We start from the raw sequence: 16,712 nt of genomic DNA, 5'->3' as shown, positions 1-16,712 counted from the left end.
TGACTGTGTAATTGAATTGACCGGGGAGGGTAAGTCATGACACAGGTAAAGGATATGATCGATGAAAAATTAGACTTTGCTCTTGCTGAGCAACTGGGATGGGTAAACGCATGGGATGGAATAAGGCTCTTGTGGGTTGATGGGAAAACAAATGAGTTTCGCCGCAAAGTTACAGACTGGCATCCTTCAACCGATCCTGCTGCCTCTCTAGAGGTACAGACAAAGGCTATAGAGGTAGATGCAAAAATGTATGTTTGGAATCTATCTATTGTCAAATGGAAGGACGCTGTAGAACCTGAAGATATTGACGGATGGGAATCAATAAATCTTGAAGATATCGGTGATTTGCTCACCGCCACCCCCAGAGAGAGGGCAGAGGCGGCATATATCACGCTACAGGGGGCGCGAGAATAGGAGGTACGCATGCTTAACCAGATCATTAACGCGGATTGCTTCGATATATTTCCAGATATTCAGACTGGTAGTGTGGACATGATCCTCTGTGATCTACCATACGGCACCACGCAGAGCCCTTGGGATTCGATTCTGCCGTTTGATCAGCTATGGATGGCATATGAACGGATCATTAAGGATAACGGAGCAATCGTCTTATTTGCTAAAGCCCCATTTGATAAGGCACTTGCAGCCAGCAATATGAAATTATTCAAATATGAATGGATATGGGAAAAGAACAAGGCAACAGGACACTTAAACAAAAGTCTGATGCCGCTGCAGGCTCACGAAAACATACTGGTCTTTTATAAAAGACCTCCAACCTACAACGCTCAAATGAGTCAGGGACATAAACCAATGAATGCAGCGACTAACAACCATAAATCATCTGTTTATGGCGATGGCATACCGTGGTCAAACGAGGCTGGAAAGACTGAGAGATTGCCGCGCAGCGTCTTGTACTATCCAGTAGTTAACAACGATGACCCTGAGCGAATCCATCCAAATCAGAAGCCTGTAGAGTTGTGCGAATACTTTATACGGACCTATACAAACCCAGGAGAAACCGTCCTAGACAATTGTGCTGGAAGTTGTACAACGGCTGTAGCTGCATCAAGGACTGGAAGGAACTATATCGCAATTGAGCGTGATAAACGACATGCTGCAGACGGAACGCAACGGTTGAAGAATATGCAGCTCACGTTGTTCTAAGGGCCGGAGGCCATCGTCCGACAGCATAAACCCAGCAACGCGGGGGCCGAAAGAGATCATTAAGGGAGTAGGAGTATCCCTCCTCTCCTAAAGAGTAGACAATACGGTGCAGTAGAAGGGAGAGTCGGTTTTTAAACGAAGGCATCTCTGAACGAGAAAATAAAGTCATAGACTGCTGCTGAGTTGTTGAACCAACGTTTCCCGTTAGCAAAAAAAAGTTGTTTTTTACAAGAATATAAAGATTCTACTTTAGTGAATAGTTGTTTCGAGAGCTCTGTCTAGATCATGTGATGCTTCAATAATGGCTGGCTCCAAATTACTCAGCCATTCGGAATACTCTAGACGTGATACCATGGTTGGATTCTTCCTTAGCTCCTTGCATCTCTTCAAATTATCTTTCCATCTGCCACTAAGATGTAAAAGCCCCCAATCTGCTGCTTGGCTTTTAGACAGGATAACACCTTCCTGCCACCAAGCTATAAATTTGGATGCTAACAGGAGCCAGTCAATGGAATGAAGGCTATTTCCCTTGCCAAACTTCCGCATGCACTTGGTATATTCTTTAAAAAAGAGAATGAACTCATCCTTCGAGTAAGATGGAATATTGTCTAGATGGGACTCACCATACAACAAGATACTCTGCTCCTTGATCGTGTACAGGGTGAACAGGTCTAATTGATTTTCTGTCCAGATGGTTTCGCGCTTTGTTCCCCACCATAAGCCACTGCCCTTTTCTCCACTCAGCATATTAATCGTGAGAAAGGCGCCCTCAAGCATATCAGTATAGAGGTTGGGGATCTGTCTATCGACGGATCTTCTAAGATGGGATGATCTATAATTGGATCTTTGTTTTCTTAAAAGTTCGATTTCATTTTGGCTTAGGTCCTCACCAATTACGACGAGAAAATCCAAATCCCCGTATCCCGGGGATAAATCATTGTGGATGGCCGAACCGTAAAGGTAAATGCTTCGCAACTTTCTATTAAGAATGGCTCGGATATTTTCGACAAACATGGACAAGGTTCGCTCAAGTATTTCGTCTTCAAATGATTGGATCAACATTAAGATCGCTCCATTATGAATTTTTATTTTTAGATTTTTCTAAACACTATAATACCATATATTTCAATCTATCTATCTATCTTCTGCCCTAGTTAGCCAAGGTTGCCAGATGGATCCGCGGCAGCTGGTCTTGGTTATTACCATAACTATATCTATTCTGCCCGCTAGCTTAATAAAGCTTTTTCATCAAGAGTCATAGTAATTGTTGTACAGTACGAAGATACAGGGACAGAGAGGGTTAATAGCCCTCCTCTCCCACAAGGAGGATATAACGTGGCATGTTCAGCATTTAACGGTTCTACGTGTTCGGTAAGCGGCAGCTCTTGCATGTTTGTATTTCCTGACAGCCAAGCTTGCGCTGAAATCTACAATGAAGGTCCTGACGCTCATGTCGATAAGTGCGAAGATTGCAGGTTCTTTTATACGAATGATGGTAAGCGTTGCTGTACAACGAGACCTTATTTTCCAGTATGGGAAGGAGATCCTCCTAAGACAGATTATTTAGAAGATGACTTAACGTCTTGTGGTGGATTTGAAGCAGCAGGGGAGGAAGCCCAATGACACAAAGGGACTGGCAAAAGGATATTGCGATGTGCGAGGCGGCAACAGAGGGGCCATGGACTGATTCAGAGGATGATAGCATGTGGATGTTATTCGGCGGTCACATGGGAGCTATGCAACTAATCAAAGCGCCTAAAAGAAGTACACCATTTGCGGAATATTGGCCAGACAAGGTAGATGTAAATTTTATAAAAGGAGCCCGCACAGCCCTTCCCTACTGGCTCAAAGAAGCCAAAGAGCGGGGAGAACGGGAACGGAAGCTGAAAAAGACACTCGAACGGATTGCTGAAGCTACTGAGGATATATTTACGAAAGATGCAGCACGCCACATCTTGTCCATACTTTACCCAGATACCCCAGCACCCACAACAGAGATCAAACAACAATTTGCCGCAAGACCATTAGACGAATGGCATGAAGAAATGGGAGATATGCTGTGGTGGATGTTCCCGATTCAGGAACCGCCATATTGCGGAAATCCATTGGATTCCGATTGGTCTGATTGTTATACGCACTGGACACCATTCGTGATTCCAGCAGCCCCAGCACCCAAGGAGGGCGCAGCCGATGATGAACCTATTTGATGATGTGAAGTGGTACGAATGGGTATGGCTATAAAGGAACTTAGAGTTCACACCAGATATGTAGCATGCTTAAAACAGGTTTTAGTTGGTACTGGTGAGTATGTAGGGATGTTTGATTACATTCATGCTACGGCTGAACAGCGCTGTAAGGCTGCATTACTGGCTGTACTGAACTTATAAAGGGGCTGGATAATCTTCATTTCTTACCCATTAAAGATATAGCATAGTAATCCATAAGCTATTCCGAAGTAAGCAATTACACTCAATAAAGAGATGGATAAAAGAGTAATGATAACTTTCTTGCCGTTCATAAAATTCACCTCTTAATTAAGATAACACGGATTGAGGGAGGAACTAGACACTATAAAAAAGCGAGGTCAGTAGAATGAGATACAAGGACACTCAAAAAGCATTAGCAGAAGGTCATAGACAGTTCATCTTTACTGCAAGCCCTGGAGAACCTGTAAATGTACTGGCGTGGGGTCCGAGCTGGGTTAGATTCAAAGATACGTATAACACATATCCTATCAGTACAAATATGAAGATGTTTTCTATGTTGGTGGAAGGTATTTATACAGAAAAAAGCCCTGATGCGTCAGGGCAATAGCAGCTTTTATCCTCGACCAAATTATACCACAAAGGGGAATGAGGATGAACATCGCCAATAGCAAGGCTCCTGTAGTAAAGGTAACGGACTTAGGTCCAGCAACTGCTCTTAACTATCAACTCTCCCTCAAAGGTGCGGAACGAGCATATAGGAAAGCTGACGCTGATGATAAAAAGGTAATTTCCGGAATGAAGTCAGATTGTGAATTTGTTATTGAGTGGCTGAATACGGGACGAAGACCGGGAAATAAACGTGGGATTGAACGGCGAGCTGGATATGAGAGGGAGATCCTTTTGGATCCGATCCGCATGCAGGCGTTTGCCAGTAACTCAAAAGCTGGCAGCCCTGCAAATTTGACGGATGATCCGCGGTTCCAAATTCAATATGCACTTGATCAGTTGAGCGAAAGGGAACGGGAATGCTACACTTTAGCACACGGAGAATGCATTTCACATTCTGAGATTGCAAGGATGCTCGGACTTGCTGATGGAACGGTAAGCGAATATGTGCAGCGGGCACAAAGAAAAGTTAGTGAGGTAGCTAGCAATTCATTATTCTTTATATAAAAGATAATAGCCACTTTTAAAGTGGCTTTTTTTGTTAATCGCTGGTAATCTGTTCATATTGTTAATCTTTATTTTATCTATAAAGGGGAGATATCATGCGTAAAATATTTAGTGGTTACTATACACCTACTGAGGAGCAATTTAATAAATTATGGAAAGAATGCACGTTTGTTTTCGATACAAATACACTAATTAATTTGTATAGATACCCTCAAAAAACAAGAGATCTATTATTTTTAATTCTTGAAAAAATTAAGGATAGGTTATGGATACCACATCAAATTGCTCTTGAATATCATAGGAACTTTTTGAATGAAATTTATAGGCAAGAAGATGAATATCAAAAGCTAAATAATGAAGTAACCAAGACAGCGGAGGATTTAATAAAAAAGTTTAAAGATTTAAGGCATTCAAACATTAAAGTAGAGGATATAATCTCTCTGATTGATAGAATGACCCAAGAAGTGAAAGACGAATTAGAAAAGCAAAAACAGAACCATCCAAACTTAGAGCTTTTTAAAGATAAAATAGCTGATTTATTTGGTGATAATATGGGAACGGCTTACTCTCAAAAACAACTGGATGATATTTATATAGAAGGTGCGGAGAGATACAAATCTGCAACCCCACCAGGTTTCAAAGATGAAGCAAAGAAAAAAGAAGAATTCTACTATGATGGTGGTATAAAATACATAGCCAAATATGGAGATTTGATTTTTTGGAATCAAATTTTAGACAAGTCAAAAGAAGAAAAATTGGATTCGATAATTTTAGTATCAGATGATGCTAAGGAAGATTGGGTGTATCAAGTTAATGGAAAGAAAAAAGGGGTACACCCTCAACTAGTTCAGGAATTTAAGATGGAATCGGGCAGGGATAAATCTTTTTATATGTATACCACCGAGAGTTTTTTGGAGTTCTCTGAAAAGTATTTAATGGGTATAGAAAATACAAGCCAAATATCTTCAGAGGATATTGCTGTTGCAATGAAGGATATTGCTGAAGTTAAGAAAGAAAAAGAAAAGGAAAAAGAATATTCTAATTTCACTATTGCATGGCCAACCCTTAAAGAAGGTGCATTCAGGTATCGAGTTATATTAAAAATCAATGATAATAAAAGTTATAGAATTAAAGATTCATTTGAAGAAGATCTAAATGAGATTTATGAAGATGAAATTAAGATAGTGAATACATCAGTGAATCATGACGAGATGAGAGTTACAGTTAGAACAAATATAAGAATAAACACTGGAGAGTTCTTAAATAACTTCATGCTACTTCATGAAATGAAAGAATTAAATTTATACAGTGTTCAATCTATTTCAGTGTGGTGATTAAAAAAATGAGCAATATTGTCTAGTAAACGCCCACTATATATAGGAGTAACCTATTAAGTTAGGTTTCTTTATAGAAAATATGTATCGTAAATGTTACCTGAATCCCATTATTGAGTATATGGATTGCTCAAGTGGTATTTCCTTACGTTCCAATAGCATCTCTTATTATTTTGAAGGTAAATCTTCCCTAATGTCGAAATATGGTATTAAGGGGGAGATTATTATATTTTGGATTCTTTTATTTTTCTTGTTGTTCTGTTCGTATATCAGATCTGTATGGGTTAATTTTAAGATTGTTCAAAGGAAGGACTTAGGTGATAGTGGATGGATGAAAAAAATATACTATATTATATTAGGCCCATGGACAATTCCATCTATCCTAAGAAAAAATGACAAAATACTAAGTCAAGAAAATTGTCTATATAATTATTATCAGGATAATCTTAAAAATGGAATATGGTTTAGATCTGAAAATATACAATTTGATAAGATAATAAAACAGTTAAAAGAAGAAGAGTTGAGTTTAGATCAAAGAATAGTTTTAAGGGGTTACATTCGTACAGATGAGATTGGGAAAAAGAGAACTCTTAATTTATTTTCCGTGTTTATTCCGATGCTAGTAGCCGCAATTATTGGCTTCGCGGCAGTTGTTCTCAGCAAAGAAAATGAGATGGGCATCATTTATGAAAATATAGCTGCTACGTTTATCACTGTGATAGTATTAATTGCTATTTACTTTTCGTTACTTATGCATATGTCAAACCGCGAGGCAAAATCTTCAATAGTAAGAACAGCATTAGACGCATACGAGGAATTAATTAAAATGAAAGGCAATTCTTTGGGATGTGAAGGTGATAGTATCAAACCATCATCAAATGTAGAGGATGATGGTACCTCATTGGATATTCCAAAAGCTGCAGAAGTGACGGAGAAGTAAGGTACATGGGTAAATAGTAGCAGGAAAATCCTTCCTTAACGTCGAATTATGATGTCGAAGGGAGGTGTATATTATGGCAAAGACTTATTATGAAATTGCTGCTGATATTACACAGGAGCTTATTAAAGCAAGAGGAGTTGCGGTATCAGGAGTTGACTCTGCGGCTTCCGTTGTAACAAACTATGCTTCAAGTCATCTAAGTGACGAATCTGCTGTAATAGCGTATAAAAGAATTCTTCAAGCGGTAAAGGATGGATTTAACGATTAAAGATTAAGAAGCGCCTTCGGGTGCTTTTTTCATGCCTTTATATGACCTTTTGTGGGGCGATTTCAGCGTTTGTACTGGAGGACGTCCAATTGGATGAAGTTGGAGAATGGCGGGACGGTACAAAGCATAAGGTGTGTTGATGCGTTTGAGCCTGACCCTACAGCAAAACCGACATAACATAACTTTGAATCGATTATGTGGAGGATTTTTCCTTATTATGACGAATAGTGTATGCAATGAGGGGAGGCTCAATAATGATAACCTATGCTGATTTTAAGCAAGAACATGGCGGTGTTAACTATCGTCAGTACTGGGGCTTTATACAGACTGTCGATGAATTAGTTCCTGCTGATACTGTAAAGGTGTACTACCCTGCAAATCTATATTCGGATGACGGGCGCTTAACCCTAACTTTGTTCACCGAAAAAGACATCTGGATTTTGGAAAAGCAGAAAGATGATCTGAACATTACAGTTCACAAAAATTATCAGGTGGAAAGTTTTTCGAGGAAGATTCAATCTCGTAACCGCTGCGGAGGTTCAGCTCTCAATGTTAGTCTACGGAGTGGCGCTTCTCTCCAATTTGACAGCAAAGCTGATGCTCCTAATGAAGATTGGGTAGAAACCTTCACTGGATTCATTGATGATATCTTTGATTTAATCGTGAAAGCACCTTAACCGGTGCTTTTTCTTTTGCACGAAATCTCATCCCGGAGGTGGTGATAATGTAATGGCAAGAGCACGCGATCCAAACCGGGACCGCGCACTAGAGATATGGCGTGAACACGGTGGGGAAATAACAAACAGGCAAATAGCAGAGAAACTGGAAATTGACGAAAAGAAGGTAGCCGTCTGGAAGCAGCGTGATAAATGGAGTGTTGTACAACAATTATCAAATAACGTTGTACAACAGCCAAAGAAGAGTGTTGTACAACAAAAGAATCCAAAGGTTAACAAGAGCCAAAAGATAGCGGCTAGGGGTGACCCGGATAAAAGCGACTCAGCAAAACTCACGGAGAAGGAAGAAATATTCATTCTTGAATACCTCAGAGACTTCAATGCAACTCGTGCAGCAATGGCAGCAGGCTACAGTAAGAAGACGGCTTATGTAATTGGATGGGAGAACCTTAGAAAACCTAAGGTACAGGCCAAAATTGCAGAGCATAAAGAGGCTGTTACCTCTGAACTTGGTTTAAGTGTTCAGCGTGTAATTGCGGAATATCTTAAGATCGCCTTTGCTGATACCTCAGATTATGTTGAATTTGGACAGACTGAGGAACCCGTGCTGAATGAATATGGTCCGGTGCTAGATCAAGAAGGTGTCCAGTTGACCCGTACCGTTGATTTCGTACATTTTAAAAACAGTTATGAAGTTGACGGAACGCTAATAAGCGAGGTTAAGCAGGGGCGCGATGGAGTCAGTATTAAGTTCTACGATAAATTGAAGGCCCTGAAAGAACTGGAGAAATATCTAGGCTACATGGATGAAGAGACTAAACTCCGAGTCCAGAAGATGCAGCTTGAGGTTGCAGCCATCAGTAAAGAAGTCGAATCTGATGTCGTATTCATAAAGGATGATCTCCATGAGTAAGGTTATCAGCTTACAGGAGACCGTTGGTAAGGGATACGCAAAGTTCTGGCATTTTAAAGGACGCTATCGGGTTGTAAAGGGAGGACGGGGCTCCAAAAAGAGTGTGACAGCTGCTCTATCGATCATCGCAAAGATGATGGAGTACCCACTTGCTAATACCTTGGTGCTTCGTAAGACATTCAACTCACATAAAGACTCGACGTGGGCGCAACTCAAATGGGCGGCTAATAGGTTGGGTGTAGGTAACAAGTGGCATTTCAAGAAATCTCCGCTGGAAGCTATATATAAGCCAACAGGACAAAAGATATTGTTCCGCGGCCTTGATGATCCGATGTCAATCACCTCTATTACGGTGGACACCGGCTATTTGTGTTGGGCGTGGTTTGAAGAAGCCTATCAGATTCTTAACGAAGATGATTTCGATAAGGTGGACATGTCTATCCGCGGTCTGTTGCCAGAAGGGTACTATAAGCAGCTGACGATAACCTTTAACCCATGGAATGAAAAGCATTGGCTGAAACATCGCTTCTTCGATATCGAGAACCCAGATACATTCGTGGATACTACAACTTACCGCTGTAATGAGTTCCTGGGAGACGAGGACCGCAAGCTATTTGAATGGATGAAGAAGCATAAGCCAAAGCGCCATAGGGTAGAGGGTGACGGAGATTGGGGTATTGCTGAGGGTGCTATATATGAAGACTGGCGGGAAGAAGAGTTTGATTACCGAGCTATTGCCAAGCAAAAGGGTTACAGGGCAGTGTTTGGACTCGACTTTGGTTATACGAATGACCCTACCGCTCTTGTATGCGCTCTGGTTAACAAAGAGGAAAAGAAGCTGTATATCTTCGATGAACACTATGAGCATGGAATGCTGAACGATGATATTGCCGATATGCTGAAAGAAAAGGGCTACTCTAAGGAGCGTATCATTGCGGATTCCTCAGAGCCGAAGTCCATTGCTGAAATCCGCGGCTTCGGGATCGGTAGGATTAGAGCTGCTGAAAAGGGCGGGGATAGCATTAAGGTTGGTATTCAGACCATTCAGCAATATGAAATCATAGTTCATAAATTCAAATGCCCGAATGTCAGCATAGAACTATCAAGCTATGTATGGGAACAGAATAAAGCTGGGAAGTTCACGAAAAAGCCAGTTGATGACTTTAACCATGCTATGGATGCATTGCGTTATGCTATGGAACAAATCCGCAAACCAGATGCATTCTCATTTGATTAATAGGAGAGGAGGAAACCTATTTGAGTACCACACAGGAAGTTTTCAAAATCATTGAAGACGGAGCAGCAAATGCTATGACGATTGAACAGATCATCAAACAGGAAATCGATGATTGGTACAACTCCCAAGATCGCAAGGACATGCTTGCCGGGGAGAAGTATTACCGAAATAAGAGCGACATACTGGACCGAAAGCGTATGACGATCGGTGATGGTGGGGCACAAATTGAAGCTAAAAACCTGGCTAATAATAAAATCGTTCATGGATTCTTGAGGAAACTTGTTGACCAAAAAGCGGGGTATCTGCTGAGTAAGGAAATGAGCATTCAAACAGAAAACAAAGTTTACGATGAATTGCTGAGCGGATTCTTTGATAAAGGATTCAAACGGATGCTCAAGAGCCTGCTAAAGGAGTCCATTAAGAAGGGCCGCGCTTGGATTCATATTTACTATGATGAAAAGGGCAATTTCCGGTTTAAAATGCTGCCGTCAGAAGAGATCATTCCCCTATGGAGGGACACTGCTCACACTGATCTGCAAGCGCTCATCCGGGTGTATGAGGTCGAAGCCTATCAAGGAACTAAAAAGACCACTATCCAAAAAGTTGAGTATTGGCATTCTAAGGGTGTTAGCCGTTATGTGGTTGGCTCCAGCAGCCATTTGCCCACGCCATCTATAAGCGGTCTCATCTCTGATGTGGAATCGGGAGGGAATAGCGGCCACTTCTCTGTAATTGATGAAAAGGAAGAGACAGATGAGAAGGCGTTGAACTGGGAGCGAATCCCCTTCATATGCTTTAAATACAACGAGGATGAGCTGCCGCTGATATCATTGCTCAAGAGCCAGATTGATGAGTATGATCAAAAAAAATCTGACAATAGCAATAACTTGGAGGATTTGCCGAACAGTGTTTATGTAATCCGTGGATATGAGGGCTCTGATTTAGGTGAGTTCCGTCGTAACCTGTCCATACTACGGGCTGTTAAGGTGTCAGCAGATGATAACAGTGGAGTAGACACTCTTAACTTGGAGATCGACACGGAAGCGTACAAGACTCATATGGATATGACTCGAAACGATATCTATGAATTTGGCCGTGGGGTAGATACTCAAGCAGATTCATTTGCTACAGCACCGAGCGGGGAAGCGTTAAAATTCTTATATGCTGATTTGGACATGGATGCTAATGACATAGAAAATGAATTCCAAGCAGCACTTGAACAGCTTCTTTGGTTCGTTGATAAACATATCGAGAACACCACAGGCGACGATTTTTCTGAAGAAACAGTCAACTTCCTATTTAATCGGGACATCGTCATTAATGAATCACAGGTTATCACTGATGCTAAGAACAGTGAGGGAATCGTATCCAAAGAGACACAAGTAGCAAATCATCCGTGGGTTACTGATGTAAAGGAAGAATTGAAACGTCTGGAAGCTGAAGAGGCCGCGAGTCTTGCAAAAATTGATGAATACGGGCTCCCTAATAATGACACTTCCTCAGGAGGTGGAGCTGATGATAACAAAACAGACACAAGCGAAAATTAACGATCTAATCTGTGCCTTGAGTGATCGAGCAACCACCGATATCGTTTCTGGCTCTGCTGTGCCGCTAAGTACTATTGATAGCCTAAGGAGATTGATAGAGGTTACAGCTGGAGGGATATCCGAAGATAAGCCGCCCGTTTGTGGATTCGTTATTTCTAATCCATCAGAAGAGGCGGGAGCTGATAACGAATGAAGTCAGCAGCTTACTGGTCTAAGCGAATGGAGCAACTGAATGAATCACTTTTAAATAAGGGTGTACCATTCACAAAGGCAATGAATAAGGAATATCGGAAGGCTCAGATATCCATCCAGACAGATGTTAACAATTTCTATCAACGTTTTGCAGATAATAATGGGATTGTAAGCTTATCCGCTGCTAAGCAAGTTCTTAAAGCTGGAGAGCTGAAAGAATTCAAGTGGACCGTTGAGGATTACATTGCTCGTGGTAAAGAGAACGCCATAGATCAGCGGTGGATGAAGGAACTAGAGAATGCCAGTATTAGAGTACGTGTTACCCGTTTAGAATCCATTCAATTGCAGATGAAACAACATGTCGAGGAATTATCTGTTAAGCGTCTATCAGGCACAACAGAGCTATTAGGTAACGTATACAAGGATGGTTACTATCGAAGTATTTTTGAACTTGAAAAGGGTATCGGTATAGGAGCTTCATTTGCAAAGATCGATAAAAGGCAGTTGGAAGCTATCCTATCAGCACCTTGGGCACCAGATGGCAGCAGCTTTTCCCAACGTATATGGACTGATCGCGTCAGGCTGACTGGAACGCTTCGTAACATCTTTAGTCAGGGGCTTATTAGTGGTGATACCTCTAAGCAAATGATAGAGCAGCTTATGAAACGCTTCGATGTGTCACGGAAGAATGCAGAGCGGTTAATACTGACGGAATCAGCATACTTCGCTGGTCAGTCTCGTATAGCCGGCTACAAAGAACTTGGAGTAGAGCAATACCGCTACACTGCTACACTGGACAGCCGGACATCCATTACTTGCCGAGACCTAGACGGGAAAGTATTTGATATCGAAGATGCTCAGGTTAATGTCAATTATCCACCTATGCATGCTTATTGCCGATCAACCACCATACCACACTATGAGGACAACATCAAAGAGCGGGTAGCTAGGGATGAAGATGGCAAAACGTATAAGGTTCCAGAGGATATCAACTACAATGACTGGGCTGAAAAGTACGCTCCCGAAGGTACTGAGACAGTTACTGTTGAAACCCCAACTAAGCAAGCGCCGGAGACTCCATTACCTACTATTGAGGTTCCAGGTGGGCCAACAAAGGATATTCCAATTCCTGTGAAAAGCATATATACCTCGGAACCGGAGAAATGGTATGATGAAACCGGAAAGACTGCTCCACCGCTGATTAATCTCAGTAAGATGGATCTGCCAAAGCTGCAGCCGGACATACCGCGTAAATTAGGTAATATCGACTTGTCCAAACCTGATATCGTTCGCAACTATGTAAAGGATGCTGAACAAGCTATTAGGAACGCACCAGAAGAACATGCTATTGCTCTCACTAAAGAAGGTGAGGTTATCCATGTTAAGGGTGATAAGGCATCTGTTGATATTACAAAGATCAAACCACCTGAAGTACTTAAAAAGAGCATCGTCACCCATAACCACCCTACAGTGGATGGAGAACCCGGAGGATCATTCAGCCGGGATGATGTCTTAGCCTTTATAAGACATGGAATCAAGGAATTACGAGCTGTTGATTCTAGCAGCACATACATCCTGAAGAAGTCAGCCCCAATAAACCTGAGTACAGATGAGATTAACCGTTTACTTGATAAAGCAGAAGATTCGTATCTTGCATTACTAACTATTGAGCAGGCACTCACAGGTTATGACGAAAAGCATCTAACCATGGAACAGCTAGTAATGCTACTTGAATCGCTACAATATACAAAGGAGTGATGATCTTGCGAACTAAAGAAGAGAATAGAGCGGCTATTGCTGAACAGTTTGCCCCGCAACGCGATAAGCTAGGCGAACGATTTGACGCTTTGGTAGACGAGATCAGCGCCGTTAGGTATGAGTATCTTCAGAAGCGTGATAAGCTGCCAAAACAGCTAGTAGGTATTCTGGATGCTACTGCAGCGGACGAACGGCGGTTAAATCGTGAAGAAGCTATGAAATGGGTACTAATCAAACAGAAGTATGGTATATGAAGCACTCTCCAATATGTGAGGGTGCTTTTTATATTGCTGAAAAGGAGGGTGCCATGAAGGTCAGTTTCAGTGATTACAGAAGGAAACTGCCGGCTGTCGGATGGATTGTTTGGGAAATCGACTGCTGGACACAGACTGTGCGCTTATGCAGATGGTGGGCATATCCCTTCAAGCTGATTTACGTATTCTTTCGTTCCCAACGAGTAGGGCTATATCATTGGTTTAACAAAGTCGGAATCATGAAGACGCCTTTAGGATGCCACATGAGATTTTCGGATATTTGGAAACGCGATAAGAAAAGTTAGGCCGTGGTTGAGACTTCCGCGGCCTATTTGCTCATGAACCGGAGCATATCGGTTCACTCCCTAAGCTGGAGAGCAGCTATACAAATCTATGGAGGTAGATGATAAATGGATTGGCTGAAAGAGTTATTGAAGAAGTTGGGTGTTGAAGATTCCAAGATTGACGGAGCTATTGCAGATGCTGGCAAAGAGATTCCGAAGCACTTTGTTCCGAAGAGTCAGTATAACGATGTTTCTACGGCCAAGCAGCAGGCAGAGAAGGATGTCGCTGAGCGGGACAAGCAAATCGAGGATCTGAGTAAAGCTGCCGGACTGTCAGATGATCTGAAGAAGCAGATTGACCAGCTCAAGACTGATAACAAGACGGCAAAGGACAAATATGATGCCGACCTGCAACAGATCAAGTTGGACAATGCCATTACTGCTGTACTCACTGGTAAGGTGCATAACGAGAAGGTGGTAACTGGTTTGATTGACAAGACCAGGCTGATATTTGGTGATGATGGGAATTTGGTCGGCTTGGATGAACAACTCACAGGCTTAAAAAGTACTGATGCATACCTGTTCAAGCCGGAAGCCGATCCACAGCAGCAACAGCCGGCTCCCTCATTCAGAGGGACAACACCGCTTGATGCAACAAAACCTGTTGGTACTACGCCTGAAGGGTACAACGCCGGGAAGTCTATTGCAGAACAAAGAAACCAAGGGAGTGAGAAAAAATGAATTTGAATCCAAGAGTTAAGGAATACGGATCACAAAAGGAAATTCTCTATACAGTTAAAGGATCTATCGAAAAAGTCGGGGGCATTACTCTGGATGGCACTAAATTCGTACTAAACACATTGATTCCAGCTGGTACAGCAGTTAGCATCCAGGCAAACAAATTGGCTAAACCTTGGGCAGATGCTGATACAGGTACACCATATCTGACGAACCACGATGTATTTACGGGCGAAGCTACTACTGTGAATGTGATTGTGGGTGCATGGGCTGAGGCGCTGGTTGTTGCAAGTAAACTCACTGGGGTTACAGCAGCATTTAAGACAGCTGCTGGCGGTCGTTATAGATACTACTAAAATAGAAAAGGAAGGGTGAATAAAGAATGGGAATTCTTTCACTGGATCAATTTAAACAACCTCAATTTATGGGATATGTAGAGAACCGGATTTTGCCAAAAAAATACTTGCTTGATGCTATCAGTGATCACGACACGGTATATGATCTGTCGTTCGATTATGACGTATTCACACAAACGTATGTGCCATCGGCTTCTATTACCGGATGGAATGCTGGAGCTCCACTTCGTGATAAGCAAGGATTCAAAACACTGACTCAAGAAGTAGCAAAGATCCAGCACGGTGTACGGATTGATGAGCGTGAACAGCTTAAATTTATGAATCCGCGGGTGCAAGCTGAAAGGGAGCGCGCTATTCAAAAGGTTTATGATCAAACTGACCGATTGATCGAAGGCGTTAGAGATATTGAAGAATGGTTGCGTGCTCAAGCCACTTATGGGGGAAGCATTGTGTACAAATCTGGGGATGACGTTCTGATTAATGTTAGTTTCGGAGTATCTCCTATCGTCCCAACAGCAACGGCATGGAGTAATCGCGCGACTTCTACACCATTAGATGATCTACGGACAGCTGTACAAGCATATAAAGACGCAAACGGTGGCTTGGCGCCGGTATATATTGATATGTCCAGCAGCGTAATGCTTGATATCACACTCAATGAGCAAATAAGAGGGGCTATCTTCGGAGTAAATAGTTCGATGATTCCAAATCGTTCACAGGTTGAGGCTCTTCTGGCTCAAGCGGCCGACGCTACAATTCAAATCCGGATCAATGACGATCAAATCTCATTGGAAGGAGCGGCAGCATCTCGCTTGCTTCCTGTGAGAACTGTGGCGTTACTAGGAGCGCAGCCAGTTATCACAGTTCACGGCCCTACAGTAGAAAAGGGCTTTGAGCCCGGCATTTATGTTGTTACAAAAAGTGATCTTGGTCCACCGCCACAAGATGAAATCTATGTAGGGGAATCGGCGTTTGTAGGTATCAAACAACCATCCCAAATCTATCGCCTATCGGTCTAAGAGAGGAGCTATTATAAATATGACTAAATATAAAGTTATGACCCCCGTCCTTCAAGGCGGGGTTATTGTTGCTTCTGGGGAAATTGAATTAGATGATAAACAGGCTTTACGATTGCAAGAATTGGGTGCTATCGGAGAGGAAGTCCCTGAAGAATCTGTTCCTTTGGAAGAGATGAAGTTGCCTGCACTCAAGGTGTACGCTAAAGATCATAACATTGATCTCGGTGAGGCTACCAAAAGGGAGGACGTTCTTGCAGCTATCCTGAAAGCTGGTGAGTCTGATGGAGGAGTATCTTAAATATCTACCTAAGCTAAAACAATTGCTCTCAATCACAATAGAGGATACCTCCAAGGATCAAAGGTTACTGTTTGCTCTGGAGACCATTGTTCAGGAGATAAAGACCTATTGCAACATTTCTTCTATTCCTGAAGCGTTAGATAACGTGGTTCTGCATATAGCTGAGGATTACTACCGGACGAAGTACCCGACAGAATTCGAACAAACAGCACCAGCAGTTACTAGTATCAAACGTGGGGATGTTACAACAGCGTTCGGATCCGCTAAGGCTACGGTTACGGTCGGATCTGGAGCAGCTTTCGTGCGGAATTATGCGGCTCAGTTGCAAGCGTTCCGCAGATTGAGGTGGTAAC

At 42.2% G+C, this 16,712-nt stretch carries 22 protein-coding genes; 21 read left to right on the top strand and 1 reads right to left on the bottom strand.

The annotated features are described in order from the left end of the window. Window positions 1-36 precede the first annotated feature (36 nt). Together NST40_RS18150 and NST40_RS18145 are read left to right on the top strand one after the other, a co-directional pair. Complete coding sequence (locus NST40_RS18150) at window positions 37-414, top strand: hypothetical protein (protein WP_342409846.1); 378 nt, start codon at window positions 37-39, stop codon at window positions 412-414. A gap of 9 nt (window positions 415-423) precedes the next feature. Beyond that, complete coding sequence (locus tag NST40_RS18145) at window positions 424-1,164, top strand: site-specific DNA-methyltransferase (RefSeq protein ID WP_342409845.1); 741 nt, start codon at window positions 424-426, stop codon at window positions 1,162-1,164. Between the two features lie 249 nt (window positions 1,165-1,413). Here the strand turns inward: NST40_RS18145 and NST40_RS18140 are convergent, their stop codons facing one another. Beyond that, a complete protein-coding gene (locus NST40_RS18140) occupies window positions 1,414-2,226 on the bottom strand; it encodes an aminoglycoside adenylyltransferase domain-containing protein (protein ID WP_342409844.1) in 813 nt (270 codons plus the stop codon). A 273-nt stretch (window positions 2,227-2,499) separates the two neighbouring features. Between NST40_RS18140 and NST40_RS18135 the strand changes: the two genes are divergently transcribed. The 19 genes from NST40_RS18135 to NST40_RS18045 all read left to right on the top strand — a co-directional run bounded on the left by NST40_RS18135 (window position 2,500) and on the right by NST40_RS18045 (window position 16,711). Continuing rightward, on the top strand, window positions 2,500-2,787 hold the full coding sequence (locus NST40_RS18135; RefSeq protein ID WP_076303898.1) for a hypothetical protein: 288 nt from the start codon (window positions 2,500-2,502) through the stop codon (window positions 2,785-2,787). Then, window positions 2,784-3,371, top strand: coding sequence for a hypothetical protein (locus tag NST40_RS18130; RefSeq protein ID WP_342409843.1), 588 nt, complete (start codon window positions 2,784-2,786; stop codon window positions 3,369-3,371). Before NST40_RS18135 ends, NST40_RS18130 begins: the two co-directional genes overlap by 4 nt. 385 nt (window positions 3,372-3,756) lie before the next feature. Beyond that, a complete protein-coding gene (locus tag NST40_RS18125; RefSeq protein ID WP_340391968.1) occupies window positions 3,757-3,978 on the top strand; it encodes a hypothetical protein in 222 nt (73 codons plus the stop codon). Window positions 3,979-4,022: 44 nt separating this feature from the next. Beyond that, a complete protein-coding gene (locus NST40_RS18120; RefSeq protein ID WP_342409842.1) occupies window positions 4,023-4,544 on the top strand; it encodes a sigma factor-like helix-turn-helix DNA-binding protein in 522 nt (173 codons plus the stop codon). 95 nt (window positions 4,545-4,639) lie between these two features. Beyond that, window positions 4,640-5,878 carry a PIN-like domain-containing protein gene (locus NST40_RS18115; protein WP_342409841.1) on the top strand — a complete coding sequence of 413 codons (1,239 nt, stop codon included), beginning with the start codon at window positions 4,640-4,642 and terminating at the stop codon, window positions 5,876-5,878. A gap of 331 nt (window positions 5,879-6,209) precedes the next feature. Then, window positions 6,210-6,818, top strand: a complete 609-nt coding sequence (locus NST40_RS18110; protein ID WP_342409840.1) for a hypothetical protein — start codon at window positions 6,210-6,212, stop codon at window positions 6,816-6,818. A 73-nt stretch (window positions 6,819-6,891) separates the two neighbouring features. Further along, a complete protein-coding gene (locus NST40_RS18105; RefSeq protein ID WP_342409839.1) occupies window positions 6,892-7,086 on the top strand; it encodes a hypothetical protein in 195 nt (64 codons plus the stop codon). 254 nt (window positions 7,087-7,340) lie between these two features. Beyond that, complete coding sequence (locus tag NST40_RS18100) at window positions 7,341-7,763, top strand: hypothetical protein (RefSeq protein ID WP_342409838.1); 423 nt, start codon at window positions 7,341-7,343, stop codon at window positions 7,761-7,763. 52 nt (window positions 7,764-7,815) lie between these two features. Further along, window positions 7,816-8,676 (top strand): terminase small subunit, encoded by an 861-nt coding sequence (locus NST40_RS18095; RefSeq protein ID WP_342409837.1) that lies wholly within the window; start codon window positions 7,816-7,818, stop codon window positions 8,674-8,676. Next, complete coding sequence (locus tag NST40_RS18090; RefSeq protein WP_342409836.1) at window positions 8,669-9,913, top strand: PBSX family phage terminase large subunit; 1,245 nt, start codon at window positions 8,669-8,671, stop codon at window positions 9,911-9,913. Before NST40_RS18095 ends, NST40_RS18090 begins: the two co-directional genes overlap by 8 nt. A gap of 20 nt (window positions 9,914-9,933) precedes the next feature. Next, window positions 9,934-11,460 (top strand): phage portal protein, encoded by a 1,527-nt coding sequence (locus NST40_RS18085; protein ID WP_342409835.1) that lies wholly within the window; start codon window positions 9,934-9,936, stop codon window positions 11,458-11,460. Continuing rightward, window positions 11,429-11,653, top strand: coding sequence for a hypothetical protein (locus tag NST40_RS18080; RefSeq protein ID WP_339246870.1), 225 nt, complete (start codon window positions 11,429-11,431; stop codon window positions 11,651-11,653). Before NST40_RS18085 ends, NST40_RS18080 begins: the two co-directional genes overlap by 32 nt. Further along, window positions 11,650-13,410, top strand: a complete 1,761-nt coding sequence (locus tag NST40_RS18075; protein ID WP_342409834.1) for a minor capsid protein — start codon at window positions 11,650-11,652, stop codon at window positions 13,408-13,410. The genes NST40_RS18080 and NST40_RS18075 overlap by 4 nt, the downstream gene beginning before the upstream one ends. A 5-nt stretch (window positions 13,411-13,415) precedes the next feature. Next, window positions 13,416-13,664, top strand: coding sequence for a hypothetical protein (locus NST40_RS18070; protein ID WP_342409833.1), 249 nt, complete (start codon window positions 13,416-13,418; stop codon window positions 13,662-13,664). A 410-nt stretch (window positions 13,665-14,074) separates the two neighbouring features. Next, on the top strand, window positions 14,075-14,689 hold the full coding sequence (locus NST40_RS18065; protein WP_342409832.1) for a phage scaffolding protein: 615 nt from the start codon (window positions 14,075-14,077) through the stop codon (window positions 14,687-14,689). Further along, window positions 14,686-15,042, top strand: coding sequence for a hypothetical protein (locus NST40_RS18060; protein ID WP_342409831.1), 357 nt, complete (start codon window positions 14,686-14,688; stop codon window positions 15,040-15,042). Before NST40_RS18065 ends, NST40_RS18060 begins: the two co-directional genes overlap by 4 nt. 26 nt (window positions 15,043-15,068) lie before the next feature. Continuing rightward, window positions 15,069-16,061, top strand: a complete 993-nt coding sequence (locus NST40_RS18055) for a major capsid protein (RefSeq protein ID WP_342409830.1) — start codon at window positions 15,069-15,071, stop codon at window positions 16,059-16,061. 19 nt (window positions 16,062-16,080) lie between these two features. Beyond that, the gene (locus tag NST40_RS18050) at window positions 16,081-16,359 is read left to right on the top strand and encodes a hypothetical protein (RefSeq protein ID WP_342409829.1); all 279 of its coding nucleotides are present in this window, start codon (window positions 16,081-16,083) and stop codon (window positions 16,357-16,359) included. After that, a complete protein-coding gene (locus tag NST40_RS18045; protein ID WP_076303918.1) occupies window positions 16,343-16,711 on the top strand; it encodes a phage head-tail connector protein in 369 nt (122 codons plus the stop codon). Before NST40_RS18050 ends, NST40_RS18045 begins: the two co-directional genes overlap by 17 nt. Window position 16,712: the final 1 nt, after the last annotated feature.

Source organism: Paenibacillus sp. FSL R10-2778 (assembly GCF_038593035.1).
GTDB lineage: Bacteria > Bacillota > Bacilli > Paenibacillales > Paenibacillaceae > Paenibacillus_AQ > Paenibacillus_AQ odorifer.
Note: the sequence above shows the minus strand (reverse complement) of the source record. Positions and strands in the feature narration are given on the sequence as shown.